This window comes from Candidatus Binataceae bacterium (genome assembly GCA_035500095.1).
GTDB lineage: Bacteria > Desulfobacterota > Binatia > Binatales > Binataceae > JAKAVN01.
In genome coordinates, this window is sequence record DATJXN010000011.1 from 1 (window position 1) to 21925 (window position 21925).

A 21925-nucleotide genomic window follows, 5' to 3' on the forward strand; every position below is an offset into this window, starting at 1 on the left:
CAGACCTACCCGGGCAGCCAGGTCGTGCTTTTGACCGCGCACGGCACGATCGAGAGCGCGGTCAAGGCGACCAAGAGCGGCGCCTTCGAGTACCTGACCAAGCCGACCGACCGCGACAAGCTGGTGATGACGGTGGGCAAGGCGGCCGAGTTCGCGAGCCTCGCGCAGGAGAACATCCTGCTGCGCACGCGCCTTGAGGGCAAACTCCAGGTCGAAGGCATCATCGGCCAGCATCCCGCGATCCAGGACGTGATTCGCGTGGTGCGCAAGGTCGCGCCGTCGTACTCGACGGTGCTGATCCAGGGCGAGAGCGGTACCGGCAAGGAAGTGATCGCGCGCGCGATTCACAAGCTCTCGCCGCGCGCGAGCCGCCCGTTCGTGGCGATCAACTGCTCGGCGATACCCGACAGCCTCATCGAAAACGAACTGTTCGGCCACGAGCGCGGAGCCTTCACCGGCGCCAACGAGCGCAAGATCGGGCTTATCGAGAGCGCCGACAAGTCCACGCTCTTTCTCGACGAGATCGCCGACCTCAATATCGCCCTGCAGGCCAAGCTGCTGCGCGTGCTCCAGGAACGCGAGCTGCGCCGCGTCGGCAGCAACGAATCGATCCGGGTCGACGTCCGCCTGGTCGCGGCCACCAACCGCGAGCTGGCCGAAGAGGTCGCCCAGGGACGGTTTCGCGAGGACCTCTACTACCGCATCAACGTCGTCACCATCACTTTGCCGCCGCTGCGCGAACGCCGTTCGGACATCCCGCTGCTGGTCGAAAATGCGCTCAAGCATCGCTTCGCCCACCTGGCGCACGGCCTGGTCAAGGAGATAAGCCGCGAGGCGATGGAGGTGCTGCTCGACTATTCGTGGCCGGGCAACGTGCGCCAGCTCGAATCCGCGATCGAGCGCGCGCTGCTGCTGTGCGAGGGCGACCGCATCGTGCCCAAGGACCTGCCAGCGGAGGTGCTGGCGCGCAAGATGCCGACGCGCGCGCCCGAGCGCTCGCGGGCGGAGCGCTTCGAGATGCCGGCCGAGGGAATCAATTTCGAAAATCTCGAACGCGACCTGATTCTGCAGGCGATGGAGCGTGCGGACTGGGTGATCGCCAAGGCGGCCAAGATGCTCGGCATGAGCTATCGCACGCTGCAATACCGGCTGGACAAGTTCGGAATCAAGAAACCCGACGGGCGCCCGATGCCCGCCGACATCAAGGCGTGAAGGCCGCGCGGCGCTCAGGTCCCCCGCGCTCAGGTCCTCCTCCCTCAGGTCCTGAGCGCGAGCAGCTTCGCCGTCGGCAGGTAAACCCAGCATCGAAGCATCGCGCCGCCCGCGTCCGCAACTTCGAGTTTCTCCCGCGTGTAGAGCCGCGGCACGGCCTCGTAATGATCGAGCACCGCGAGGTCGCGCTCGCCGAGCCCGCTCAGCACCAGCCCCGCGACCTCGGCGCCTGGGCGGCGGACGACATAGAAGTAGCGGCCGCGCAGCCGCTCGTAGCCCCCGAGCAGCGCAGGAGCAGCGGCGACTTCGCGTCCGAGGAGCGACCTGCGATGGGCTGCGTCGAGCAGCGTGCCATACACGAACAGAGCGCCGTCCTCGTCATGCCTGCTCATCCGGGCTTCCTCTCAATCTGCTTGCGCGCGGCGGCGCGAAGCGGTTGCCGCGCTTAGCGGCATCCCTTACGCTCTCGGCGGGGCGGGCCGCGGCTAAATCGATGGGTCAGGCGTTCAAGCGTTTCCTCGCACAACTCGGCGACATCGGTCTGCTGACTCGCGAATGCATCCGCCAGGCGTTCACCCGCCCGTTCGAGGGCGGTCTGCTGATCGAACAACTCGACAGCGTCGGCGTGCGCTCGCTCAACGTCGTCAATCTTACCGCAATCTTCACCGGCATGGTGCTGGCGCTGCAGATGGGACAGTTTCTCGCCCGCTTCGGCGCCAAGATCTATATCAGCCGTATCATGGGGCTGTCTCTGTTCCGCGAGATGGGCCCGGTGTTGACCGCGCTGATGATCGGCGCGCGCGTCGGCGCCGGCATCACCGCGGAACTCGGCAGCATGAAGGTCACCGAGCAGATCGACGCGATGCGGGCGCTCGCGACCAGCCCGGTCAAGAAGCTGGTGGTGCCGCGGGTGCTGGCCACGGTGCTGATGCTGCCCGTGCTGACGATCATCTCGGATGCGATTGGGCTCGTCGGCGGGCTCATAATCGCGGTGACCCAGCTCGGGCTCGGCGCTGGATATTTTTTCACCTCACTGGTGAACAACACGCGGCTGGGCGATCTGACGAGCGGTCTTGGCAAGGCAGTGTTCTTCGGCTACCTGATCGCGATCATCGCATGCAGCAAGGGGCTCGGCGCGACCGGTGGCGCCGACGGCGTGGGGCGCGCCACGACCTCGGCGGTGGTGGCGGCGTCGATCGGCGTGCTGGTGTCGGATTTCTTCCTCACCAAGCTGTTCATGGCGGTCGGATGACGGGTGCTCGTCCCTACATAAGCGTGCGGGGGCTGTCCAAGACCTTCAACGGCAAGGCCGTGCTCCGCGGCGTCGACTTCGACGTTCGCGAGGGCGAGACGCTGGTGGTGCTGGGCGGCAGCGGTCAGGGCAAAAGCGTCATTCTGCGCCATATAAACGGACTGGTCGCGCCGGACGAGGGCGAAGTCTGGATCGACGGGCGCTCGCTCAGTGGGCTCAGTGAAAATCAGCTCTACGACGTCCGCCGCAAGGTGGCGATGGTGTTTCAGCTCGGGGCGCTGTTCGATTCGCAGACCGTATACGGCAATGTCAGCTACCCGCTGCGCGAGCACGCGACGCTTAGCGAGCCGCAGATCGCCGCGCGCGTGGCCGAGCTGCTCGCGATGGTCGATCTGAAGGGCACCGAGCGGCTTTACCCCGCGGAGCTCTCGGGCGGTATGAAGAAGCGCGTGGCGCTCGCCCGCGCGCTCGCGCTCGAGCCGCGCGCCGTGCTCTACGACGAACCGACCACCGGCCTCGATCCGATCGTCACGATGCATATAAACGAGCTGATCCGCAGGATGCAGCGGCAGCTCGGTTTCACCTCGGTGGTGGTGACGCACGATCTCAAGAGCGCATTCACCGTGGGCGACCGCTTCGCGCTGCTCGATAACGGACGGATCCGGTTTAGCGGGACGGCCGAGGAAGCGCGCACGACGCGCGACGAACTGATGCAGGAGTTTCTCAAGGCCGCGTTCTAGAGAATTGGCGCGCGGCCGACTGTCGTGGAATACGCAACGTACGGAGTTTCAAGCCATGGCGGAACAGAGCAGTCATTCCTTGCGGGTGGGAATCGTGATGATCGTCGGGATGGCGATCCTGGCGGCGGCGATCTTTTCGATTGGCGGAGGGCTGCGATGGCTCGCCGGCAGCGAGGAGCTGACGACGCATTTCCAGCGCGTCAACGGTCTGCAGGTCGGCGCGCCGGTTTATCTCTCGGGCGTCAATATCGGTTCGGTCGCGTCGATCCAGTTCCCCCCAGACCGGCGCGCCAACTATGTCGTCGTGCGCATGCGGATCGAAGCCAACGCGGTCGCGCGCGTGCGCATGGACTCGGTGGCCAAAATCGAATCGTTGGGATTGCTCGGCGACAAGTTTCTGCTGCTGACCGCCGGCTCCGCCAACGCTCCGTCGGTCGAGCCTGAAGCGCTGGTCCATAGCCAGGACCCTGTCAACTATGCCGCTTTGCTGCAGGCGCGCGGCACCGGCGACCTGGTCGCCAATGTCCTCGCGATCTCGAACGCGATGCGGCAGTTGCTCGATACGGTCAACCAGGGCAACGGAATTCTCGCCGAACTGATCCGGGGCCCCGCCAATCCGCGGGAAAAGACGCTCACCCTCGCCTCGATCCGGGATACGGTCGATACCCTTCAGCAGCTGAGCGCCAAACTCGACCTCGCGGTCGATCGTATCAACAACGGCGAAGGCGTGCTCGGCGCGATCCTGAGTCCGCGCAACAACGGCAGGCGCATGGTGGCGGACGTAACCGATGCCGCTGCGTCGATGCGCACGGCGGCGGCAAACTTTCAGCAATCATCAACCGAGATGCACGACCTGGTGGAGCGGATGGACCATGCCCGCGGCCTGCTGCCGCAACTAATGCAGGATCAGGAGTACGCAAGCCGCGTAATGCGCAACCTGGACCGCTCTTCGAACGACTTGCGCGACGTGCTCGACAAGATCGACAGCCGCCAGGGCACGCTCGGCCTGCTGGTCAACGATCCATCGCTCTACAACAAAACCACCAACCTGGTGAGCGCGAGCGGATGGGGGTTCTCGCTGTTTCGGGGCGCCTACAGCCTGACACATCCGTTCGGCACGACGGCCTCTCCGAGCTATGCGCCCGTGCTGGCCGCGCCGGGCAGTGACACTCCGGCCTACAGCCCAGCGGACGGCGCAGTGCCGCCAGCGGGCACTGCGCCGCCCGCCACTGGCGCGGCAGGCCCCGCTCCGGCATCCGCGCCGCCGTCGAACTGAAGATCGCGCGCAGGCGTTAGCGGGATCTCGGTTGAATCGGCATCCGGGCTATGGCGCACGCGTCCGGGGCGCGCGCGCCATAGCCCGGTCCGGCATTATGTCCCCGCTCACTTCGCAGGTTCAGGCTTCTTCATCCCCAAGCGCTCATAATATTTCGCCGGCACCTTCGAGCGATCCTTATAGATGATGAAATTGCAGTGCTCCTTGCCGATCTCATGCGCCGGCTCGACCACCACGAACGGCGCGCCGTGGGCCTCGATATCCTGGCGCTCCATCACCGGTTCGTGCGTGCAATAAACGGGGAAGCTGTCGCGTCCATAGGTCAGGAACTGCTTGCCCTTGACGGTCAGAAAAGCGTCGGGCCCTTCGTATTTGCCCTCGAGCACCAGCCGTCCACCGCTCCCGCATGGGCGCATCTGGATGACGACCTTTTCGTCGTCCTCCTCGATGTGCAGAGGCTGCAGATGGCCGCGGAGCCCCGCCGCGAACATCTTGACCCGCGCGCGCAGGTCCTGCGGCATCTTCTCGAGGTTGGGACCCCACCACGCCTTGACGCCCTCGTCCATCGCCTCTTCGAGCGCCTTGTCGCCGAAGCGCCGGCCGACGAAGCTGAGCGTGGCCGAAGTCCAGTTGCGATAAAGGTCGTGCATGCTGAGAAATTCGTTGTACATTCGGCGCGCGAGTTTCTTGGCGCCTTCGCGGTCGCCGCGGTCGATGCTTTCGACCAGGCGGTCAACCGTGAGTTTTTCCATTTCGACGATTTCTTCCCTGCTAAGTAATCGCTCCGCCATCGCTGATGCCTCCCGTAAATCCCGTAATGCCGATCGAACTGATGCGAACCTAGCGCAATTGGCGCCTGCGAGGTAGAAGCGAATCGGCCCGGCGGCGGGCCGATACGAACGCGCCCCCTTTGGCTTGGCAAGTGGAAACGGCGTGCGCTATAGTCCATCCGTTTTGCCCGGCTTTGGGCTGAGGCTCGCTCCGAGGGAACCCCGCAAGAGGCTCCGCCTCCGATTGCGATCGAGGAGGATCGCCCGGATTGAAATCCGGCTTATATGAGTATCTTATTGAGAAGTAGCGGCGCTTATCGTAGGGTGGCGCAAGCCGAGGTCTGAAATAGCCGTGGAAACGTCTTCGCATGATGTTCTTCTGGTCGGTGGCGGCGGCGCCGCGTTGCGCGCCGCGATCGCCGTCTCCGAATCCAACCCCAAGCTGAGCGTCGCGGTGGTCTCCAAGGTTTACCCGATGCGCAGCCATACCGTGTCCGCCGAGGGCGGCGCCGCGGGCGTAATCGCCGAGGACGACTCGTACGACGAGCACGCCTACGACACCATCTCCGGCGGCGACTGGCTGAGCGACCAGGACTGCGTCGAGATTTTTGTCAATGAGTGCCCCAAGGAACTGCTGCGGTTGGAAAACTGGGGATGCCCGTGGAGCCGGCGCGACGACGGCAGGATCGCCGTGCGCCCGTTCGGTGGGATGAAAAAGATGCGCACGTGGTTCGCCGCCGACAAGACCGGCTTCCACATGCTGCACACGCTCTTTCAAACCTCGCTGCGCTACCCGGTCGCGCGCTACGACGAGACCTTTGTCACCAAGCTGCTGGTCGAAGATGATCGCGTATGCGGCGTGGTGGCGATCGAGCTCAAGACCGGCAAAGTTCGCTTGATAACCGCCAAGGCGGTGATCATCTGCACCGGCGGATGCGGCCGCGTGTTTCCCTACACCACCAACGCCAATATCTGCACCGGCGACGGCATGGCGCTCGCCTACGAAGCGGGTGCGCCGCTCAAAGACATGGAGATGGTTCAGTACCATCCCACGGGCCTGCCCTTCACCGGCATCCTCATAACCGAGGCTTCGCGCGCGGAGGGCGGACTGCTGCTGAACAAGGACGGCTACCGCTACCTGCAGGATTACAACCTCGGCAAGCCGCAGAAGGAACCGGTGCTGCGCACGATGGAGTTGGGCCCGCGCGACCGCCTCTCACAGGCGTTCGTCAAGGAGATGGAGAAGGGCCGCACCATCAAAGGCCCATACGGCGACGTGGTTCACCTCGATCTGCGCCATCTCGGGGAGGAGAAGATCAACGCAAAGCTCCCGATGGTGCGCGAGCTGTGCGTCAAGTACGAGAACATCGACCCGGTTCACCAGTTGATCCCGGTGCGGCCGGTGCAGCACTACATGATGGGCGGCATCCACACCGACACCAGCGCGGCGACCCCGCTCAAGGGACTCTATGCCGCAGGCGAGGCGGCGTGCGTGAGCCTCAACGGCTCCAACCGGCTGGGCTCAAATTCGCTGGGCGAGCTGCTGGTCTTCGGCGCGCGGGCGGGACGCTCGGCGGCCGAGTACGCGAGCCAGTCCTCGACACCCGCGTCGACCCCGCTGCTCGCGCAGGGGGCGGACGAGGAGCGGCGGATCCATACGCAGTATTTGGCCAAAACCGGCGGGACGGAAAAGATTTCGGCGCTGCGCGAGGCGATGCAGCATGCGATGGAGGCCGGCGCGGGCATCTATCGCGAGCGCGCGTCGCTGGCCGAGGCGGTGAACAAGGTTGCCGAGATGCAGGAGCGCTACAAGGCGATCTCGATGGAGGATCGCAGTTCCGCCTTCAACACCCAGCTGGTCGCGGCGCTCGAGCTCGGATACCTGCTCGACGTCGCCGAGACCATCGTGCAGTGCGGCCTGCAACGCGAGGAGTCTCGCGGCGCGCATCAGCGCACCGATTTCCCCGAGCGCGACGACAAGAAGTTCCTGGCGCATTCGGTGGTCTCGAAAGGCAAGGACGGGCGGCCGGCGGTTTCCTATCTGCCGGTGACGATCACGCGCTGGCCGCCGGGCAAGCGGGTTTACGGAGAGCAAACGACAGATGGCGGACACGATAGTCATTGAGGTGGCGCGGTACTCGCCGGAGTCCGACGCCGAGCCCCACTTTCAAAGGTACGAGGTTCCGCTGCGCGGGGACTGGATGGTCCTCGATGCGCTGAACTACATCAAGGACAAGCTCGACGGCTCGCTTACCTACCGCTGGTCGTGCCGGATGGGGATCTGCGGAAGCTGCGGGATGGTGGTCAACGGCTACGAGCGCCTGACCTGCGAGACCTTGCTCTCGAAGTTCGCGCCAGGGCCCGTGCGGGTCGAGCCGTTGCGCCATTTCCCGGTCGCACGCGATCTCGTGATCGACATGACCGACTTCCTCGAGAAGCTGAGCCGGGTGAAGCCCTGGATCGTGCGCAAGGACAAGACTCCGCCCGCGCGCGAGTATATCCAGACGCCGGAGCAGCTCTCGACCTTCAAGCAATACAGCCATTGCATCAACTGCATGCTGTGCTACTCGGCATGCCCGGTTTACGGAATCGATCCGCACTTCACCGGTCCGGCGGCGCTGGCGCTGGCCGAGCGCTACAATCTCGACTCGCGCGACCAGGGCCTCAGCGAGCGGCTCGACGTGCTCTCGCAGCACGACGGCATCTGGGATTGCACGGTGATCGGCGAATGTTCCGAGGTCTGCCCCAAGGAGGTCGACCCGTCGCTCGCGATCCAGGAATTCAAGCTCACCGCCACCAAGGAATGGTACAAGTCGTTCCTGATGCCGTGGGGAGGCAAGTGAACTGATGGACGCGCAGTTGCAATCCGAACCCCGGACGCTTCACCGCTCCATTTCCAACTGGTGGTGGCTCGAACGCCGCAACTACCTGATCTTCATCCTGCGCGAGTTCTCGAGCGTCTTCGTCGCCTACTTCCTGCTGGTTACGCTCGGGCAGCTTTGCGCGCTGAAGCGCGGCCCCGAGGCCTATGCGGCGTTCCAAGCCCACATGCGTCATCCGAAGATCATCCTCCTGAACATCATCGCGCTCGCCTTCCTGGCGCTGCATACCTACACCTGGTCCAAGCTGGTGCCGAAGGTATTTCTCCCGCGCAGACATGGCCATCCGCTTCCCGAGATGACCACCGCGCTGCCGAGCTACATCCTGTGGGCCATCGCCACCATCATCGTGGCGGCCTTTATCCTGGGGGCGTCGTAAAATGGGCAAACGCGCCAACGAACCAGCAGTATGGTTCCTGTTCGGCACGGGGGGCTTCGTCGCGGGCTACCTGCTGCCGGTTCATATCCTGCTCTTCGGCATCCTGTTCCCACTCGGCGTATTCACCGGCCCGGGTTACGAGGGGGTGCTGCATCTGGTCGAGCATCCGCTTGTGCGCCTGTATTTTATGGTGCTGTTCTTCTTCGGCTTCTTCCACGCGGCGCATCGGCTGCGCCTGACGCTGGTCGATTTCCTGCGCATCAAGCATCTGGAAACCGCGCTCGGCATGGTGCTCTATACAGCGGCCGCGCTTTGCACACTCACCGGGGTCTATCTGGCGCTCACGGTCTAAAGTGAGCGTTTAACGGCCTCGCCCCGCCGCCGGCGCGGTCAGCGGCCCTTGGTTTCCGGCACGCCGATGCCCGCGAGGAAATCGGTCCGCGCCTTGATCGCGTCCTCGGCCACGGCCTTGTTGTAAGCGTTCATCGTGACGCGTGCGTCCTCGCTACACATCACGTCGCGCATCTCCGCCCGCTCGATATAAAGCCCCTCATTGAGCGGCAGATCGGCGCCGAGGTAAACCGCGCGCTTGATTGACGCGATCGAGAGCGGGGCTCGTTTGGCGAGCGTCCGCGCCCATCCCGTCGCGAACGCCATCAGCGTGTCGGGCGCCAGCACGCGGTTCACCATGCCCATCCGCTCGGCATCGCGCGGCGAATAGACGTTGCCGAACAGCATCACCTCGAGCGCCTTGCCGCGCCCGATGAGCCGCGGCAAACGCTGGGTTCCGCTGCCGCCCGGCAGGATGCCGAGCACCGCCTCCGGCAGGCCTATCTGGAACGGCCCGTCCGCGGCGAGCCGAAAGTCGCACGCAAGCGAAAGCTCGTAGCCGCCGCCCATGCAGTCGCCGTTGATCGCCGCAATCACCGCCTTGGGCATCAGCATGATCCGGTCGAGCATCCGATGGTATCCGAGCTCCATCCCGGGGAAGACGCGGGCGCACTCGGCCGGGTCGGCGGCCATCGCGGCCAGTTCGTCGACGCTGTAGTGAGTAATGAACTTGCCCTCGATTCCGCCGGTCAGGATGATCGCGCGGAGGTCTGCATCGGCTTCGGCCCTGCCGACGAGCTCGACCAGCTCGCCCGCGCCCGGCGCTACGAAGTAATTCATCGGTGGATTGCGATAGGTCCAGACTTCGACGTGATCGTGTCGTTCGACGCTCCAGTGTTTCATCGCGAGCCTCCTCCGCGCTGGCGTAGCCCGCGCGCGCTTCGGCTGTCAAGACGAATCGGAGTAGAATGGGTTGCATCGCGCAGATTTCCATTTATCGAGCGGGCTGCGACGGGGTCCAACCATGAAAGTCGATATCGATCTCAAGGCCGGATTTCTGCAGAACCTAAAGCGCGAGGTGCTCACGCAGCTCACGCCGGAAGAGCGGGCGGTGATCGAGGTCTCGACCGGCGAGATGGGCAACAAGCCCGACGCGGTGAAGCTCGGGTGGCTCAAAATGCGCACCAAGGAGACCTGGACCAAGCAGCGCTATACGCGCGCGCTCGACCGCGTGATGAAGCGGCTCAAGGAGCTGGTCGCGGTGGAAGCGGCAAAGAAGGAGTAGAGGCTGGAGCCCTCAGGACTCGATTCTGGCGACGCGGCGCTTGCCGACTTCGAGGATGCGATGCTCTCCGGGGACGAAACGGAAATTGACGTCGCTTACGGTCTGCCGATCGACACGCACAGCGCCCTGCCCCACTAGCCGCCGCGCCTCGTTGGTGGAGGCGGCGAAGCCGAGCTGCTTTAGCAGCTCGCAGATCCAAAGCTCCGCGGCGATGCGAAACACCGGGACGTCCTGCGGAACCTCGCGGCGCTGAAACTTGCTCTCGAAGTAGTCGCGCGCATCCTTCGCCGCGGCCTCGTCGTGATATTCGGCGACGATCGCCGCGGCGAGGCGTTTTTTCGCCTCCATCGGATGCGTCTTGCCGGAACGGATCGCCTGCATCTCCTCCGGCGCGGCGTCCGTGAGAAGCTCGAAGTAGCGGAGCATCATCCGGTCCGGGATGGACATGAGTTTACCGAACATGTCGCGCGGAGCGTCGGTCAGTCCGACCGCGTTGCCGTAGGACTTCGACATCTTGCGCACGCCGTCGAGGCCCTCGAGCAGCGGCATGGTCATCACGACCTGCGGCGGCTGGCCGAACGCGCGCTGCAACTCGCGCGCGACCAGCATGTTGAACTTCTGATCGGTGCCGCCGAGCTCGACATCGGCGCGCAGCGCGACCGAATCGTAGCCCTGAACCAGCGGATACAGCAGCTCGTGGAGGAAGAGCGGCTGCTGTTCGGCGAGGCGCTTTTCGAAGTCGTCGCGCTCGAGCATCCGCGCGACGCTCAGCTTGGCCGCGATCCCGATGAGATCGCGGACCTCGAGCTTGTCCATCCATTCGCTGTTGAAGCGGACTTCGGTAAGCGCGGGGTCGAGGATTTTCGCGACCTGGCGCTGGTAGGTTTCGGCGTTGGCGACGATCTGCTCGCGGGTGAGCGGTTTGCGCGTCTCCGAGCGCCCGGTCGGGTCGCCGATCATTGCGGTGAAGTCGCCGACCAGAAAGATCGCCGTATGGCCGCGGCGCTGAAAGTCGCGGAGCTTCTTGAGCGTTACCGAATGGCCCAGGTGCAGGTCGGGCGCGGTCGGGTCCATCCCCAGCTTGACCCGGAGCGGATGGCCTTCGCCGAGCTTCGCCGCCAGCTCATCGCCCGATATGACCTCGGTCGCGTTCTGCGCAAGTTCGCGCGCCTGCTCTGTGGCCTGGTTCTCGTCCACGCAGATTAACGAATCAGCTGGTTGAGCCCGTTGGGATTCTGAAACTTCGAGATGTTGTCGTATTGCGGCGAGTAGCGGTCGGCCCACAAGTCCTCGCCGTTGGCGTTGGCGGTGAAGAGATGCGTGGCATGGTGCTCCTGGACATTCCAGTACTGTTCGATAATCCCGCCGCCAAAATACTGGGGTCCCCACTCGGGATGGAGCTTGTCCTCGCGCGGGTGCAGCCCGATGTTCACGACTTTCCAGAGCTTCATGTTCGAGTCGTAGAGATCCTCGTGCACGTTGGCGAAATAGGCTTCGGCGGTGTACATGACGCGTTTGCCGTAGCAGTAACCGGTGCGCATCGATTCAATCCGGCGCACCTCGGTCACCCACGCCGGTATCACTTCCCATTTGCCCCACGACGGCTTCGCCCAGCCGAGCGGCAGATCGTAGTTCTCGGGAAACCTGCCCGGCGCGGTCGTCATGTCGACCAGCGCGAGAATATTCTGCTCGTGCAGGAACTTGCCCTCGAACACCGAAGCCCCGCCGTTCCATCCCGCCCGCTGGTCGTCGTGCGTGATGTCGCTGTCGAATAGCGGCGCGCATCGCGCCGCCGTCGAAAGCCGCATCGCCTGGCGCAGCGCCGGAATAAAAACATAGTCGTCGGGCAGCCGCGTCACGTCCTGCCAGAACACCGTGAGATCGGCCGAATACTTCGCCTCGTCGGGCACCTCGACCATCAGCCATTCCCCGTACCAGGCGCCGGTCGCGCCTGGCTCCGTGTGCGAGACGTCGGGGAACCAGTTGTAGGCAAGCTGACGATAGTTGTAATCGACCCGCGTGCAGGCCCGGGTGCCGAACTTGTCCAGAGTGCAGATCGACAACGGCGTGCCCGAGTCCGGCATGCCGACGTAGAGATGGCCGACGGGGCGAAAGGTGACGTCGGCGGCGATCTCGGTGCCCTTGTCGGGGCCCGACGGATGCGGGAAGGGCACTCCCGCGACGTAGTTCTCGAGCTTGTACGCGCCGTTGGGCAGCTTGAAAAAGCGCGTCTGCGCCGAGTACTTCTCGACCGCGTCCCAGAAGGGCTTGGGCAGCGGATGAAGCGTCGTCGGTCCGACATCCATCTCGACGTCGGACGGCATCTTCCAATTGGAGTTGCCCTCGAACAGCGCGATCATGCCGTCCGGCATGAAAGCCTTGTACTGCTGCCAGTTCTTGATCGTGATTTTAGTGCCGGGAGGGATCGTGGCGGTGTCCGCCGCCGCAAGCGTCCCGGCGCCCGCCAGACCGAGCGCGATAGCTGCGATTGCGCACAACAGGCTCCGGATGCCGCTCATGTCCAAGTCCTCCTGCGCTTCCAATCGAGGAAACTCACGTTCCAGACCCCGGGGCTACACGCGGTCGAGGACGATGACCAGGAAGATGATCGGCAGGTAGAAGAGCGAAGCGAACATCACGCGCCGCGCCGCAGCGGCGGCGTCGGGGTTGCGTGCGAGGCGCAGTCCGAAGAAAAGCATCATCCCGCCGAGCGCCACCGCGACCATCAGCGAGACCCGCCCGGCAAAGCCGAGCATCGTAGGCAGCGCTCCCGCAAGGATCAGCGCCACGGAATCGATCAGGATCAGTCGGTCGACCGGATTTCCGCGCCCGCGCGCCAGCGGAAGCATGCTGATTCCGGCCCGCGCGTAGTCGCTCTGATAAAGCCGCGCGATCGAGAGCGAATGGGGAAGCTGCCACAGGCACATGATCAGGAACAGGACGAACGGTTCGAGGCCCAATTTTCCACTGGCCGCCGCCCATCCCGCAACCGGCGGCAGTGCGCCCGGCACCGCGCCGACCGCGTGGCAAATCCAGGACACCCGCTTGAGCGGCGTGTAGGCGAAGAGGTAGAGCAGCGCTATCGCCCCGGTCACCGCGGCGGCGAGCAGATTCGCCGCGAGCCAGAGCCATGCGCATCCCGCGACCGTCGCGACGGCGCCAAAGATGAGCGCCTCGACCGGGGTGAGCTGTCCCATGGGAAGCGGGCGATGCTGCGTGCGGATCATCAGCGCGTCGATCCCCCGCTCGAAGTACTGGTTCAGGGCGAGCGTGCCCCCGGCGGCGAGCGCGGTGCCGGCGAGCGTATTGAGCGCGAGCCACAGATCGAAGCGCTCGGCGCTGCCGAGGTAGAAGCCGACCAGCGTGGTCAGCAGAACCATCGCGACCACGCGCGGCTTGGTCAGTTCGAAATAGGCCGCGAGACGCTTGCGCCTGCCCCCTGCCGATTCCAGTGCAACCGCCTCGGTGCTCATGCGCCCGCCTCGTAGCCTGCCCGCGAGCCGAGCTGAGTCTCAGGCGCCGGGACGCTCGCCGACACGATAGCGGCGCGCGAGGCGCGTTCGAGATGCCACGCGCGCAAGGTCAGCGCGAGACAGGCTGCGAGCACCGCCGCGCCGACCGCGACGTGCGAGGTCGTCGGGATGACCGCGCGGCGGCTGAGCACCGTCGCCGCGCCCAACCCTATCTGGACTGCGAGCAGAGCCAGCAATCCCCGCGCCGGGCGGCACAACGCCTGCTCCTCAGGGTATTGGCGCAGCGCCCGCGCGACGGTCCATAGCACCATCGCGGTCACTATGAGGGCGCCGCATCGATGGGCGAAGTTGACCGCGATCGGCAGCGAGAACATCGGCGGAACGAGATGGCCGAAGGCGAGCGGAAAGTCGGGAATGGCGAGTCCAGCGTGCATGTGACGCATAATCGCGCCAACGATTATCTGCAGGTAGATTATCGCCGTCGTTGCGGCCGCAAGCGGCGCAAGCGGCGCGCGGCCGGCCCGAGGAGCAAGCGGCGCCGTCGTCTCCCATCGCGGATTGGTGAAGAGCGCCAGCGCGACCATCAGGCAAAAGAACGCCTGCCCGGTCATCGCGTGCGCGACCGCGACCGCGAGCGGCAGATTCAAGCGCACGGTTATCCCGCCGAGCACGGCCTGCACGAGCACCATCCCAAAAGCCGCGAGCGCCGTGTACCTGAGCCAGGCGCGCCGCTCGGCCATCCAAACCCAAAGCGCCAGCGTCAGGGTCAGAATCGAGACCGTGCCGGCGACCGCGCGATGGCCCCACTCGAAGATGACGCCCGGGTTCCACTGCTGCGGTATCAGGCGGCCGGCATCGAGCGGCCACGACGGCACCGCCATCGCGGAACCCGTCGAAGTCACCAGTCCCCCGGCGAAGACCAGGACAAAGGTCGCTCCGGCGGCGATGATGGCAAAGCGATGGAGCGCCGGTAGCGAGGCGGACGCTCGGCGCGCCTCGGGCGAGGATCGAAAGCCGGCCCGCGTGGTCTGTGAAAGCGCGCTCAACTTATTCCGTTTCCATCAAATCGATTCGCCATCAAGACAATGGCGGCATCTATCAATACGGATTCCCTTCCACACGACGCCACCGGACCCATCGCATTATAAGATTTCCGAACAATACGCGATCGGAAAAACAATGCAGGCTAAAGTAAGATATCAGCCTGCACGGACCGTTGCCAAGATTCATCGAGCGCCGCGCCGGCGCCCCGAATAGGTTCTTTACCCGCCATAAAGCGGCCTCACGCGACGCGCACGCTGCCCTTCGTCGCCTCCGAGGCCTCGAGCGCATCGAGCGGCTCGATGTCGCGCGCGACGAAGCTCGGCCGCACGATCGAGAAAATCGACGGGACCAGGGTGATAGCCGCGAGCCAGTGCGTCAGCATCAGCAGCGCGAGCAACAGCGCCATCTCGGCCGAGAAACGCAGGCTCGACATCCAGTACCAGGGCATCACGCCGCCGACCAGCGTGGTGGCGGTAAACGTCACGGCCATCCCGGAGGTGTTGATCGCTCGCTTGATCGCGGCGTCGTAGTCGTGCAGGCGTCCGTATTCGCGCTTTATCCGGTCCACCACATACAGGATGTAATCAACACCGATGCCCATACCCACCGCGGTCACCGGTAGGGTGTTGATGTTGATCCCGACGCCCTTGAGCCCGATGTACAGAAAGCTTACAACGCCCGCCGCGACGAGCGTCATCAGCACCATGGCGCCCGCGGTCAACGACGCGTAGCTCAATGCCACCAAGGTGAAAACCACTCCCATTATGAGCAGCGTACTGACGCGGTCGGAGTACGCGATTTCGTCGTTGAGCGCCGCGGTCAGTCCGATACTGCCGCCGGCGAGCACGAATTTGACGTGCGGCATGGGATGGGTCGCGATGAAGCGCTTGGCGCGCGCCAGCGCTTCCATCACGGTCGTGCCTTCCAGGTCCTTATAGAAGACCACGAACTGACCATCGCGGGCCCGGTAGTCCATGTACTGAAAAATGATCGTGGGCGACGGCGCCGAGGACTGGTACATGAAGAGCATCTGGCCGATGCCTTTCAAGTCGCGCGGCGGAAGCTGCCACACCGGATCGTTGTAGTGAAAGAGGCTGTTCAGGCGGCCGACCAGGGTCGTGGTGTAGCGGCTATCGGTCGCCTGTGGCTGCGCGAGCATGTAGTGGCTGAAGTTATCCAGCAACGCGAGCAGCGCCGGATCCTTCATCGCGTTGGGGCGGTCGCCCTGGAGATAGACCACCAGCTCATTGGAGCCGCCGTAAGTGCGATTGACGTGGCGCGAGGACACGTTGAAGTCGGAGTCCTGCCACAACAGCGGCGAGCCCGGCTCCGTGTAGCCGATCGGCAGCTTGACCGCCTGCTGCAGCCCGAACGCCACCACCACCGCAGCGATTCCGAACACCACCCATCTGCCACGGCGGCTGGTGCAGGTTTCGCCCACCCAGTGCAGCGCCGAAGCCATCCAGTGCGGCACGTAATGGCGGGTCACCACCGGCGTAGGCAGAACGTCGAGCAGCAACGGGAGCAGAATCAGGATGGTGAAAATGTTGGAGAAGCCCCAGAAGCTCGCGAAGAAGGCGACCTTGCGCACCAGCGGAATGGTGGCGACGGCCAGCACCAGGATTCCCGCGGCGTCGGCCAGGATTCCGATGGCGCCCGGCAGGAACAGCTCGTCCATCGATTGGCGCACGGCCTGATGGCGATCGCCGGTGCGCTCGAGCTCCTCGAAATAGCGCTCGAGCAGCTGCACTCCGTGGCTGGCGGCGCGCGCCGTCACCAGCAACGGGATGACGAGCACCAGAACGTCGAGGTTAAAGCGAAGCAGTCCGAGAAAGCCGAGACCCCAGATGACCTGCGCCGCCGCCCCGACGATCGGCAGGATCACGCCATAGGCGCGGCGGAAATAGAGCACCAGCGAGAACAGGATGAACAGGCCGGTGACGCCGAAAATCTCCGCCAGCTCGCCCTTGTAGTACCAGCACCAGGCCTTCAACACCGGCTCGCCGGTCGCGTACATCACGGTATTGTCGTCTTCCACCGTGCGCTTGATCTCGGCGAGCCGCCGATGCATCTCGCCGTAATCGATCTGGCCCTCGTTGAAGCCGGCCGTGATCACCGCGCTGGTGCCGTCGGGCGAGACCAGGACTCCGTAGGCGAGGCTGTGCATCACGTCGTACTTGACGCGCTCGAGGTCGGCGGCGGAGGTCGGAATCTCATCGGGCAAAAGCGGCCGCGAAATAATCAGGCCGCCGCTGGTCGCCACCACTTTGCGCGCATTGGTGCCGGTGATCGAGTTAATCAGGTTGTGATCGACGCCGTCGAGGAGATCGATCTGCCGATGGACGTAGCGAATCTTGTTGAGCGTCTTGTTGGTGAAGATATCGCCGTGCTTGATCTGCAGCTCCACGGTCATGACGTTGGCGGTGCCGAAGATCTCGCGGAAGTGATTGTAGGCGGCAACGTACGGATGGGCCTGCGGGAGCAGGTCGCTGAACTTGCTGTACATCCGCACCGCGCGCGCCTGCCAGGCGAAAAAGAGCGTCAGCGCGGCGAGCAGCGCGAGCACAACCCATCGATGTTTCAGGGTCAGGCGGACGATCAAGTTGACGAGGTGCTCGGCCATCGAAATTCCTGTGCTGAAGTCGGTCAACGGCACTTCTGCGCGAGAACTTTTACTCAAAGCCGCGCACGCGCGCCGAAGCCGCCGATTCGGGGCACAATACCAACGCCCCCAGTATTCGCCAATAGCGAGCCAAACCGCTCCACGTGCCGGTCGCGACCGCCGCGCATCTTCACGAAGCGGGCCGGACGATCATCCGCGCCCAGGTTTGGCGCGCGTCTCGCTTTGCGATAGTAGATTCGGTTGCCAGGACGCGGATAGGCGGAGGTCAGCGGGTGAACCATTTTGCGACATTGTCCGAGCTTTTCACCGCACAGGCTGAAAGGCTTGGCGATCGGGCCTTCGTGCGGGAGAAGACGGGTAAGGCCTGGCGCGATCACTCCTGGAATGATGTCGCCGACGAGGCCGCGCGCCTGCGCTCGGGCCTGCTCGAATTGGGACTCGAGCGCGGCGACCGGCTCGCGATCCTGTCGGAGAACTGTCCGCGCTGGGTCGTGGTTGACCAGGCGGCGCTCGGGATGGGCGCCGTGGTCGTGCCGCTCTACACCACGGCCGGGGTCGAGGAGACCCGCCACATCCTCGCCGATTCGGGCGCGAGCCTGGTCGCAGTCAACGGCGACGCTGCGCTCGCGAAAATCGTTGAGATGGCGCGCGCGCTCCCCGACCTCCAGGGCATCATCCAGATGACTCCCGCCGAAGGCGCACCGCCCTCGTATGGTGTCCGAGGCAAGCTCAGGATCTTCACTTTCTCCCAGATAACCGCGCATCCGCCGACTCCGCCAATCGAAGGTTCGCGCGACGATCTGGCGACGCTTATCTATACCTCGGGCACGACCGGACCGTCCAAGGGCGCGATGCTCACGCAGGGGAATCTGCTCGCCAACTGCGAATCGTCGCAGGCCGCGCTCGACCTCAACGAGCAGGACGCGACGCTTTCGTTCCTGCCGATCGCTCATTCGTTCGAGCGCACCGCTGGCTATTACACGGTGCTGATGGCGGGCGGCTCGATTTCCTACGCCGAAGGGCTGGGCCAGATCGCGCAGAACCTGCTCGAAGTCAATCCAACCATCGTGCTGACGGTTCCGCGCGTGCTCGAGGCGGTTTACACGCGCGTGATGCGCACGGTCGAAACGGGATCGGCCGTGCGGCGGGCGCTGTTCAAGAGCGCGATCGCGGTCGGAGCGCGCGCCGCGGCCTATCGTCACAGGGGCGATATTGTTCCGGCTAGCCTGGCGGCTCCGCTGGCGCTCTTTCGCAAACTGGTCTTCACGCGCATCCGCGCGATCTTCGGCAACCGCCTGCGTTATCTGATCTCCGGCGGTGCGCCTCTGCCGCGCGAGATCTGCCGCTTCCTGGCGGCAGCCGAAGTCCCGATCGTCGAGGGTTACGGGCTGACCGAGGCCGCGCCGGTGGTCTCGGTAAACCTGCACGGCCACACCCGGATCGGCACTGTGGGCCGCCCGATACGCGACGTCGAGGTGCGCACGGCGCCCGACGGCGAGTTGCTCGTGCGCGGTCCCAACGTGATGCGCGGTTACTACAAGCTGGAGGTCGAGACGCGCGAGGCGATCGACGGGGAGGGGTGGCTCCATACCGGCGACATCGCGCGAATCGACGACGAGGGCTACATCAGCATCACCGACCGCAAAAAGGAAATCATCGTGCTTTCCGGCGGCAAGAACGTATCGCCGGCCAACCTCGAGAACCGGCTGACCTCGGACCCGGCGATCGCACAAGCCTGCGTCGTCGGCGACCGCCGCAAGCATCTGGCCGCCCTGATTGTCCCCGACTTCGAGTACCTGACCACGCAGCCGCCGTTGAAGCTGATCGCGATGCGCCCGCACGAGCAGGCAGTCACGGACCCGGCGATGCGCGCCTTCTATCATCAGCGCGTGCACGAGCTGAACAAGGGCCTCTCGGACGTCGAGACGATTGTCGCCTTCGCGCTGGTGGCGCATCCGTTCAGCCAGGACAACGGCGAGCTCACGCCGACCCTCAAGCTGCGGCGCAAGGTCGTTATCGAGCACTACCGCGAGGCGATCGAATCGATGTACGGAGGATAGTCGCAGGCGAGGCGCGGCCGGCGGCCGCCGCTACTCGGCCAGGTAGTAGTCGATCGTCGTGACGAGGCGGAGCTTCTTTTCGATCGAGGCGCGCTCCTCGGTCGGATTGGGTGTTTCGCCGTCGCGGCTCATCACCTGAAAGACGCCCTCGCTCGCGCGTCGGATCGCGCCGAGATGGCTCTTGGAGTCGGCCGCGAACTGCTCGGCCAACGCCCGCGCGCTCTTGGTCGCCTGCGCCAGCATCGCGGGCCGGATGTCGCTTAAGCGGGTGAACAAATAAGCGGGGTTGGCGGTGCCGCTTTCCTGATGTCCGTCCAGCACCACGCCCTGCCGAATCAGCTCGCCCGTCATCTCGCTCGCCTCGCGTACCGCGTCGATCTTGGTGGTGCGAATCTCGAAGCCGGCGGTTATGACGTAGCGCCGGGAGGCCTCGACGTTGGGCGGGCCCATCAGGGTGGCGAAAGCGAACTGGTCGTTGATCCGCGTCGTCAGGGGCACGATTTCGCGGTCGATGAAGCCGGACTTGGCAATGAAGGCGCGCACCAGCTCGCGATCGTGTTCGCTCGTGGCGCTGACCGCGCTGATATCGGCGCCGGTCGCGGTAAAGCTCAGCGTCCACACCGCGAGATCGGCCTTGACGTCGCGCTCGGCCAGTCCCTTGACACTGACGTAACGCTCGGGGCGCCGGCCCTGGAGAAAGCCCTGCCCTACAAAGAAGCCGCCCAGCGCCGCGCCGGCCCCGACCAGGAGGCCGAGAATCACCGCGGCAGGAAACGAGATCGACCCGCGCTCCATCTTGCTGCGGGAATCAGCTCCGCGGGTTCTCTTCGCTCTCGAGAGCGAGGATCGTATGGATCGTCACCAGGCGCTTGACCAGGTAAGCGCGCTTGCCGCGCGGCGTATGCACCTCGATATCGTCCTGCTCGGCCTTACCGATCAGCGCCCGTCCCAGCGGAGAGGAAAGCGAGATGCGATTGGCGGCGCCGTCGACCTCCTCGGGCACCACGATCTCGTATTCGACGCTGACGCTCTCGTCGAGGTCTTCGAGCTCGACGCGGCTGCCCAGGCCGACCGTGTCGCGCGGGATCGAATCGAGGTTGATTCGCGCGAGTTCGGCGACGCGCGCTTCAAGATTGGCCAGACGCGCGCGCAGGAATTCCTGGCGCTGTTTGGCCATCGCCCACTCCGCGTTTTCGGAGAGGTCCCCGTGCGCGCGCGCCCGCTCCAACTCCTTGGGCAATTCCACGGTCAACTCGCGCTTGAGGTTTTCCATCTCCTTGCGCAGCCGCTTGACTACTGGAAGTTCAGCCATTGCTCTCCTGAAACCCGAAACTTGAACTGCATTTATCGGCGACAGGATCTTTCCACCCCCCGTCCCCCGCTAGTCGGCAACGATCGAAGTCAGACTGCGGTTGACCCCGGGCACGCTCTGAATTTTCTGCACCACCAGTTCGCCGAGCGAAGAGACGTCGGGAGCTTCGGCGACGGCGATGATGTCGTGCGGGCCGGTCACGGCGTGAGCGCTGGAGATTCCTCCCACCTGTCTGAGCTTGGTTGCGACTTCCCGAGCCTTGCCCGGCGAGGTATCGACGAGGATGAACGCTTTGACCGACATCTGCACTTCCTCCTTGACGAATTTGCACGGACCATTTTCGCCGGCACGGCGGCTCAGCGTGCCTCCGGCGGAATCGCGACTCCCTGTTCGTACTTGTAGAAGCCGCGGCCGGCCTTGCGCCCCAGATAGCCGGCGTCGACGTATTTCTTGAGCAGCGGACACGGCCGATATTTGTCGTCGCCGAACGTGCGATGCATCACTTCCATGATCGCAAGGCAGGTGTCGAGTCCGATCAGGTCGGCGAGTTCGAGCGGGCCCATCGGCTGATTGGTCCCGAGCTTCATCGCAAGGTCGATATCGCTTACGCCGCCGACGCCCTCGTACAGCGTGTAGATGGCCTCGTTAATCATCGGCAGCAGCACGCGGTTGACGATGAAGCCGGGGAAATCCTCGGCGGTCATGGTGCTCTTGCCGAGCCGCTCGGCGAGCGCGCGCGTCTGCTCGAAGGTTTCCTGCGAGGTCGCCAATCCGCGGATGATCTCGACCAGTTTCATTGCCGGCACCGGGTTCATGAAGTGCATCCCGATGAATCGCGGCGCGCGGCTGGTGCGTGCAGCCATCCGGGTGATCGAAATCGACGAGGTGTTGGAGGCGAAAATGATCTCGGGCGAGCAGACCTTGTCCAGCTGCTGAAACAGTTTGATCTTGGCCTCTTCGTTCTCGACTACGGCCTCGATAACGAAATCGACCTCGCGAAAATCGTCAAGCCGAGTGGTGGTCTTGATGCGGCTAAGGACGCGCTGGCCCTCTTCGGGTTTGATCCGACCGCGCTTGACCATCCGATCGAGGTCGCGTCCGATATTCTCCACGCCGCGCCGGCACAGGTCCTCGCTGATGTCGTGGATCAGGACGTCCAGACCCGCCTGCCCCGCCACCTCGGCGACGCCGCCACCCATTTGCCCCGAACCTACGATTCCGACCCTGCTAACCGCCATCCAGTACTCTCCATTAACCCGCGGCTTCCACCGAAACTCCCGTGCAACGCGT

At 64.5% G+C, this 21925-nt stretch carries 22 protein-coding genes; 10 read left to right on the top strand and 12 right to left on the bottom strand.

Going from position 1 to position 21925, the window contains the following annotated elements; all coding sequences use genetic code 11:
• Nucleotides 1-1212: sigma-54 dependent transcriptional regulator (locus VMI09_01470; protein ID HTQ23332.1), on the top strand; the 1212-nt coding region annotated here is incomplete at its 5' end.
• A 44-nt stretch (nt 1213-1256) separates the two neighbouring features.
• Here the strand turns inward: VMI09_01470 and VMI09_01475 are convergent.
• Nucleotides 1257-1604, bottom strand: coding sequence for a gamma-glutamylcyclotransferase family protein (locus VMI09_01475; GenBank protein ID HTQ23333.1), 348 nt, complete (start codon nt 1602-1604; stop codon nt 1257-1259).
• Between the two features lie 101 nt (nt 1605-1705).
• Here VMI09_01475 and VMI09_01480 point away from each other — a divergent pair, with 101 nt between their 5' ends.
• From VMI09_01480 to VMI09_01490, 3 genes are read left to right on the top strand one after another with little or no spacing between them, the layout of a single operon-like run.
• Nucleotides 1706-2464 (top strand): ABC transporter permease, encoded by a 759-nt coding sequence (locus VMI09_01480; protein HTQ23334.1) that lies wholly within the window; start codon nt 1706-1708, stop codon nt 2462-2464.
• The gene (locus VMI09_01485; protein HTQ23335.1) at nt 2461-3204 is read left to right on the top strand and encodes an ABC transporter ATP-binding protein; all 744 of its coding nucleotides are present in this window, start codon (nt 2461-2463) and stop codon (nt 3202-3204) included. Before VMI09_01480 ends, VMI09_01485 begins: the two co-directional genes overlap by 4 nt.
• 55 nt (nt 3205-3259) lie before the next feature.
• A complete protein-coding gene (locus VMI09_01490) occupies nt 3260-4480 on the top strand; it encodes an MlaD family protein (GenBank protein ID HTQ23336.1) in 1221 nt (406 codons plus the stop codon).
• Between the two features lie 107 nt (nt 4481-4587).
• On the opposite strand, the gene VMI09_01495 is transcribed toward VMI09_01490, so the two are convergent.
• Complete coding sequence (locus VMI09_01495; GenBank protein HTQ23337.1) at nt 4588-5271, bottom strand: hypothetical protein; 684 nt, start codon at nt 5269-5271, stop codon at nt 4588-4590.
• Nucleotides 5272-5602: 331 nt separating this feature from the next.
• On the opposite strand from VMI09_01495, the gene frdA reads away from it, so the two are divergent.
• Genes frdA through frdD form a run of 4 tightly spaced genes read left to right on the top strand, consistent with a single transcriptional unit; the run spans nt 5603 to nt 8860 of the window.
• A complete protein-coding gene (gene frdA, locus VMI09_01500) occupies nt 5603-7375 on the top strand; it encodes a fumarate reductase (quinol) flavoprotein subunit (protein ID HTQ23338.1) in 1773 nt (590 codons plus the stop codon).
• The gene (locus VMI09_01505; GenBank protein HTQ23339.1) at nt 7353-8093 is read left to right on the top strand and encodes a succinate dehydrogenase/fumarate reductase iron-sulfur subunit; all 741 of its coding nucleotides are present in this window, start codon (nt 7353-7355) and stop codon (nt 8091-8093) included. The genes frdA and VMI09_01505 overlap by 23 nt, the downstream gene beginning before the upstream one ends.
• A gap of 4 nt (nt 8094-8097) precedes the next feature.
• Nucleotides 8098-8508, top strand: coding sequence for a hypothetical protein (locus tag VMI09_01510; GenBank protein ID HTQ23340.1), 411 nt, complete (start codon nt 8098-8100; stop codon nt 8506-8508).
• 1 nt (nt 8509) lies between these two features.
• Entirely contained in the window at nt 8510-8860 is a 351-nt protein-coding gene (gene frdD / locus VMI09_01515; GenBank protein ID HTQ23341.1) for a fumarate reductase subunit FrdD, read from the top strand.
• Nucleotides 8861-8898: 38 nt separating this feature from the next.
• Here frdD and VMI09_01520 read toward each other — a convergent pair whose 3' ends face one another.
• On the bottom strand, nt 8899-9741 hold the full coding sequence (locus tag VMI09_01520; protein ID HTQ23342.1) for an enoyl-CoA hydratase/isomerase family protein: 843 nt from the start codon (nt 9739-9741) through the stop codon (nt 8899-8901).
• 121 nt (nt 9742-9862) lie between these two features.
• Here VMI09_01520 and VMI09_01525 point away from each other — a divergent pair, with 121 nt between their 5' ends.
• On the top strand, nt 9863-10123 hold the full coding sequence (locus VMI09_01525; GenBank protein ID HTQ23343.1) for a hypothetical protein: 261 nt from the start codon (nt 9863-9865) through the stop codon (nt 10121-10123).
• Nucleotides 10124-10135: 12 nt separating this feature from the next.
• Here the strand turns inward: VMI09_01525 and tyrS are convergent, their stop codons facing one another.
• From tyrS to VMI09_01550, 5 genes are all read right to left on the bottom strand, one after another.
• Nucleotides 10136-11320, bottom strand: coding sequence for a tyrosine--tRNA ligase (gene tyrS / locus VMI09_01530; protein ID HTQ23344.1), 1185 nt, complete (start codon nt 11318-11320; stop codon nt 10136-10138).
• A gap of 5 nt (nt 11321-11325) precedes the next feature.
• Complete coding sequence (locus tag VMI09_01535; GenBank protein ID HTQ23345.1) at nt 11326-12642, bottom strand: DUF1329 domain-containing protein; 1317 nt, start codon at nt 12640-12642, stop codon at nt 11326-11328.
• A gap of 54 nt (nt 12643-12696) precedes the next feature.
• The gene (cyoE, locus tag VMI09_01540) at nt 12697-13596 is read right to left on the bottom strand and encodes a heme o synthase (GenBank protein HTQ23346.1); all 900 of its coding nucleotides are present in this window, start codon (nt 13594-13596) and stop codon (nt 12697-12699) included.
• Nucleotides 13593-14642 carry a COX15/CtaA family protein gene (locus VMI09_01545; protein ID HTQ23347.1) on the bottom strand — a complete coding sequence of 350 codons (1050 nt, stop codon included), beginning with the start codon at nt 14640-14642 and terminating at the stop codon, nt 13593-13595. Before VMI09_01545 ends, cyoE begins: the two co-directional genes overlap by 4 nt.
• A 236-nt stretch (nt 14643-14878) precedes the next feature.
• Entirely contained in the window at nt 14879-17263 is a 2385-nt protein-coding gene (locus VMI09_01550; GenBank protein HTQ23348.1) for an MMPL family transporter, read from the bottom strand.
• Between the two features lie 272 nt (nt 17264-17535).
• Here VMI09_01550 and VMI09_01555 point away from each other — a divergent pair, with 272 nt between their 5' ends.
• Nucleotides 17536-19323, top strand: a complete 1788-nt coding sequence (locus VMI09_01555) for a long-chain fatty acid--CoA ligase (GenBank protein ID HTQ23349.1) — start codon at nt 17536-17538, stop codon at nt 19321-19323.
• Nucleotides 19324-19353: 30 nt separating this feature from the next.
• Here the strand turns inward: VMI09_01555 and VMI09_01560 are convergent, their stop codons facing one another.
• From VMI09_01560 to VMI09_01575, 4 genes are all read right to left on the bottom strand, one after another.
• Nucleotides 19354-20118, bottom strand: coding sequence for an SIMPL domain-containing protein (locus tag VMI09_01560; protein ID HTQ23350.1), 765 nt, complete (start codon nt 20116-20118; stop codon nt 19354-19356).
• Nucleotides 20119-20131: 13 nt separating this feature from the next.
• Nucleotides 20132-20635 (bottom strand): GreA/GreB family elongation factor, encoded by a 504-nt coding sequence (locus VMI09_01565; protein ID HTQ23351.1) that lies wholly within the window; start codon nt 20633-20635, stop codon nt 20132-20134.
• 69 nt (nt 20636-20704) lie between these two features.
• Complete coding sequence (locus VMI09_01570; GenBank protein HTQ23352.1) at nt 20705-20938, bottom strand: Lrp/AsnC ligand binding domain-containing protein; 234 nt, start codon at nt 20936-20938, stop codon at nt 20705-20707.
• A gap of 53 nt (nt 20939-20991) precedes the next feature.
• Nucleotides 20992-21873 (bottom strand): 3-hydroxybutyryl-CoA dehydrogenase, encoded by an 882-nt coding sequence (locus tag VMI09_01575; GenBank protein HTQ23353.1) that lies wholly within the window; start codon nt 21871-21873, stop codon nt 20992-20994.
• Nucleotides 21874-21925 lie beyond the last annotated feature (52 nt).

Excerpts from the sequence above, each read along its gene's own strand:
- VMI09_01565 (HTQ23351.1), bottom strand. The coding sequence starts at position 20,635 with ATGGCTGAACTTCCAGTAGTCAAGCGGCTGCGCAAGGAGATGGAAAAC.
- VMI09_01510 (HTQ23340.1), top strand. The coding sequence starts at position 8,098 with ATGGACGCGCAGTTGCAATCCGAACCCCGGACGCTTCACCGCTCCATT.
- VMI09_01520 (HTQ23342.1), bottom strand. The coding sequence starts at position 9,741 with ATGAAACACTGGAGCGTCGAACGACACGATCACGTCGAAGTCTGGACC.
- VMI09_01535 (HTQ23345.1), bottom strand. The coding sequence starts at position 12,642 with ATGAGCGGCATCCGGAGCCTGTTGTGCGCAATCGCAGCTATCGCGCTC.
- VMI09_01550 (HTQ23348.1), bottom strand. The coding sequence starts at position 17,263 with ATGGCCGAGCACCTCGTCAACTTGATCGTCCGCCTGACCCTGAAACAT.
- VMI09_01485 (HTQ23335.1), top strand. The coding sequence starts at position 2,461 with ATGACGGGTGCTCGTCCCTACATAAGCGTGCGGGGGCTGTCCAAGACC.
- VMI09_01480 (HTQ23334.1), top strand. The coding sequence starts at position 1,706 with ATGGGTCAGGCGTTCAAGCGTTTCCTCGCACAACTCGGCGACATCGGT.
- VMI09_01495 (HTQ23337.1), bottom strand. The coding sequence starts at position 5,271 with ATGGCGGAGCGATTACTTAGCAGGGAAGAAATCGTCGAAATGGAAAAA.
- frdD (HTQ23341.1), top strand. The coding sequence starts at position 8,510 with ATGGGCAAACGCGCCAACGAACCAGCAGTATGGTTCCTGTTCGGCACG.
- VMI09_01475 (HTQ23333.1), bottom strand. The coding sequence starts at position 1,604 with ATGAGCAGGCATGACGAGGACGGCGCTCTGTTCGTGTATGGCACGCTG.
- VMI09_01560 (HTQ23350.1), bottom strand. The coding sequence starts at position 20,118 with ATGGAGCGCGGGTCGATCTCGTTTCCTGCCGCGGTGATTCTCGGCCTC.
- VMI09_01575 (HTQ23353.1), bottom strand. The coding sequence starts at position 21,873 with ATGGCGGTTAGCAGGGTCGGAATCGTAGGTTCGGGGCAAATGGGTGGC.
- VMI09_01490 (HTQ23336.1), top strand. The coding sequence starts at position 3,260 with ATGGCGGAACAGAGCAGTCATTCCTTGCGGGTGGGAATCGTGATGATC.
- cyoE (HTQ23346.1), bottom strand. The coding sequence starts at position 13,596 with ATGAGCACCGAGGCGGTTGCACTGGAATCGGCAGGGGGCAGGCGCAAG.
- VMI09_01570 (HTQ23352.1), bottom strand. The coding sequence starts at position 20,938 with ATGTCGGTCAAAGCGTTCATCCTCGTCGATACCTCGCCGGGCAAGGCT.
- VMI09_01505 (HTQ23339.1), top strand. The coding sequence starts at position 7,353 with ATGGCGGACACGATAGTCATTGAGGTGGCGCGGTACTCGCCGGAGTCC.
- VMI09_01525 (HTQ23343.1), top strand. The coding sequence starts at position 9,863 with ATGAAAGTCGATATCGATCTCAAGGCCGGATTTCTGCAGAACCTAAAG.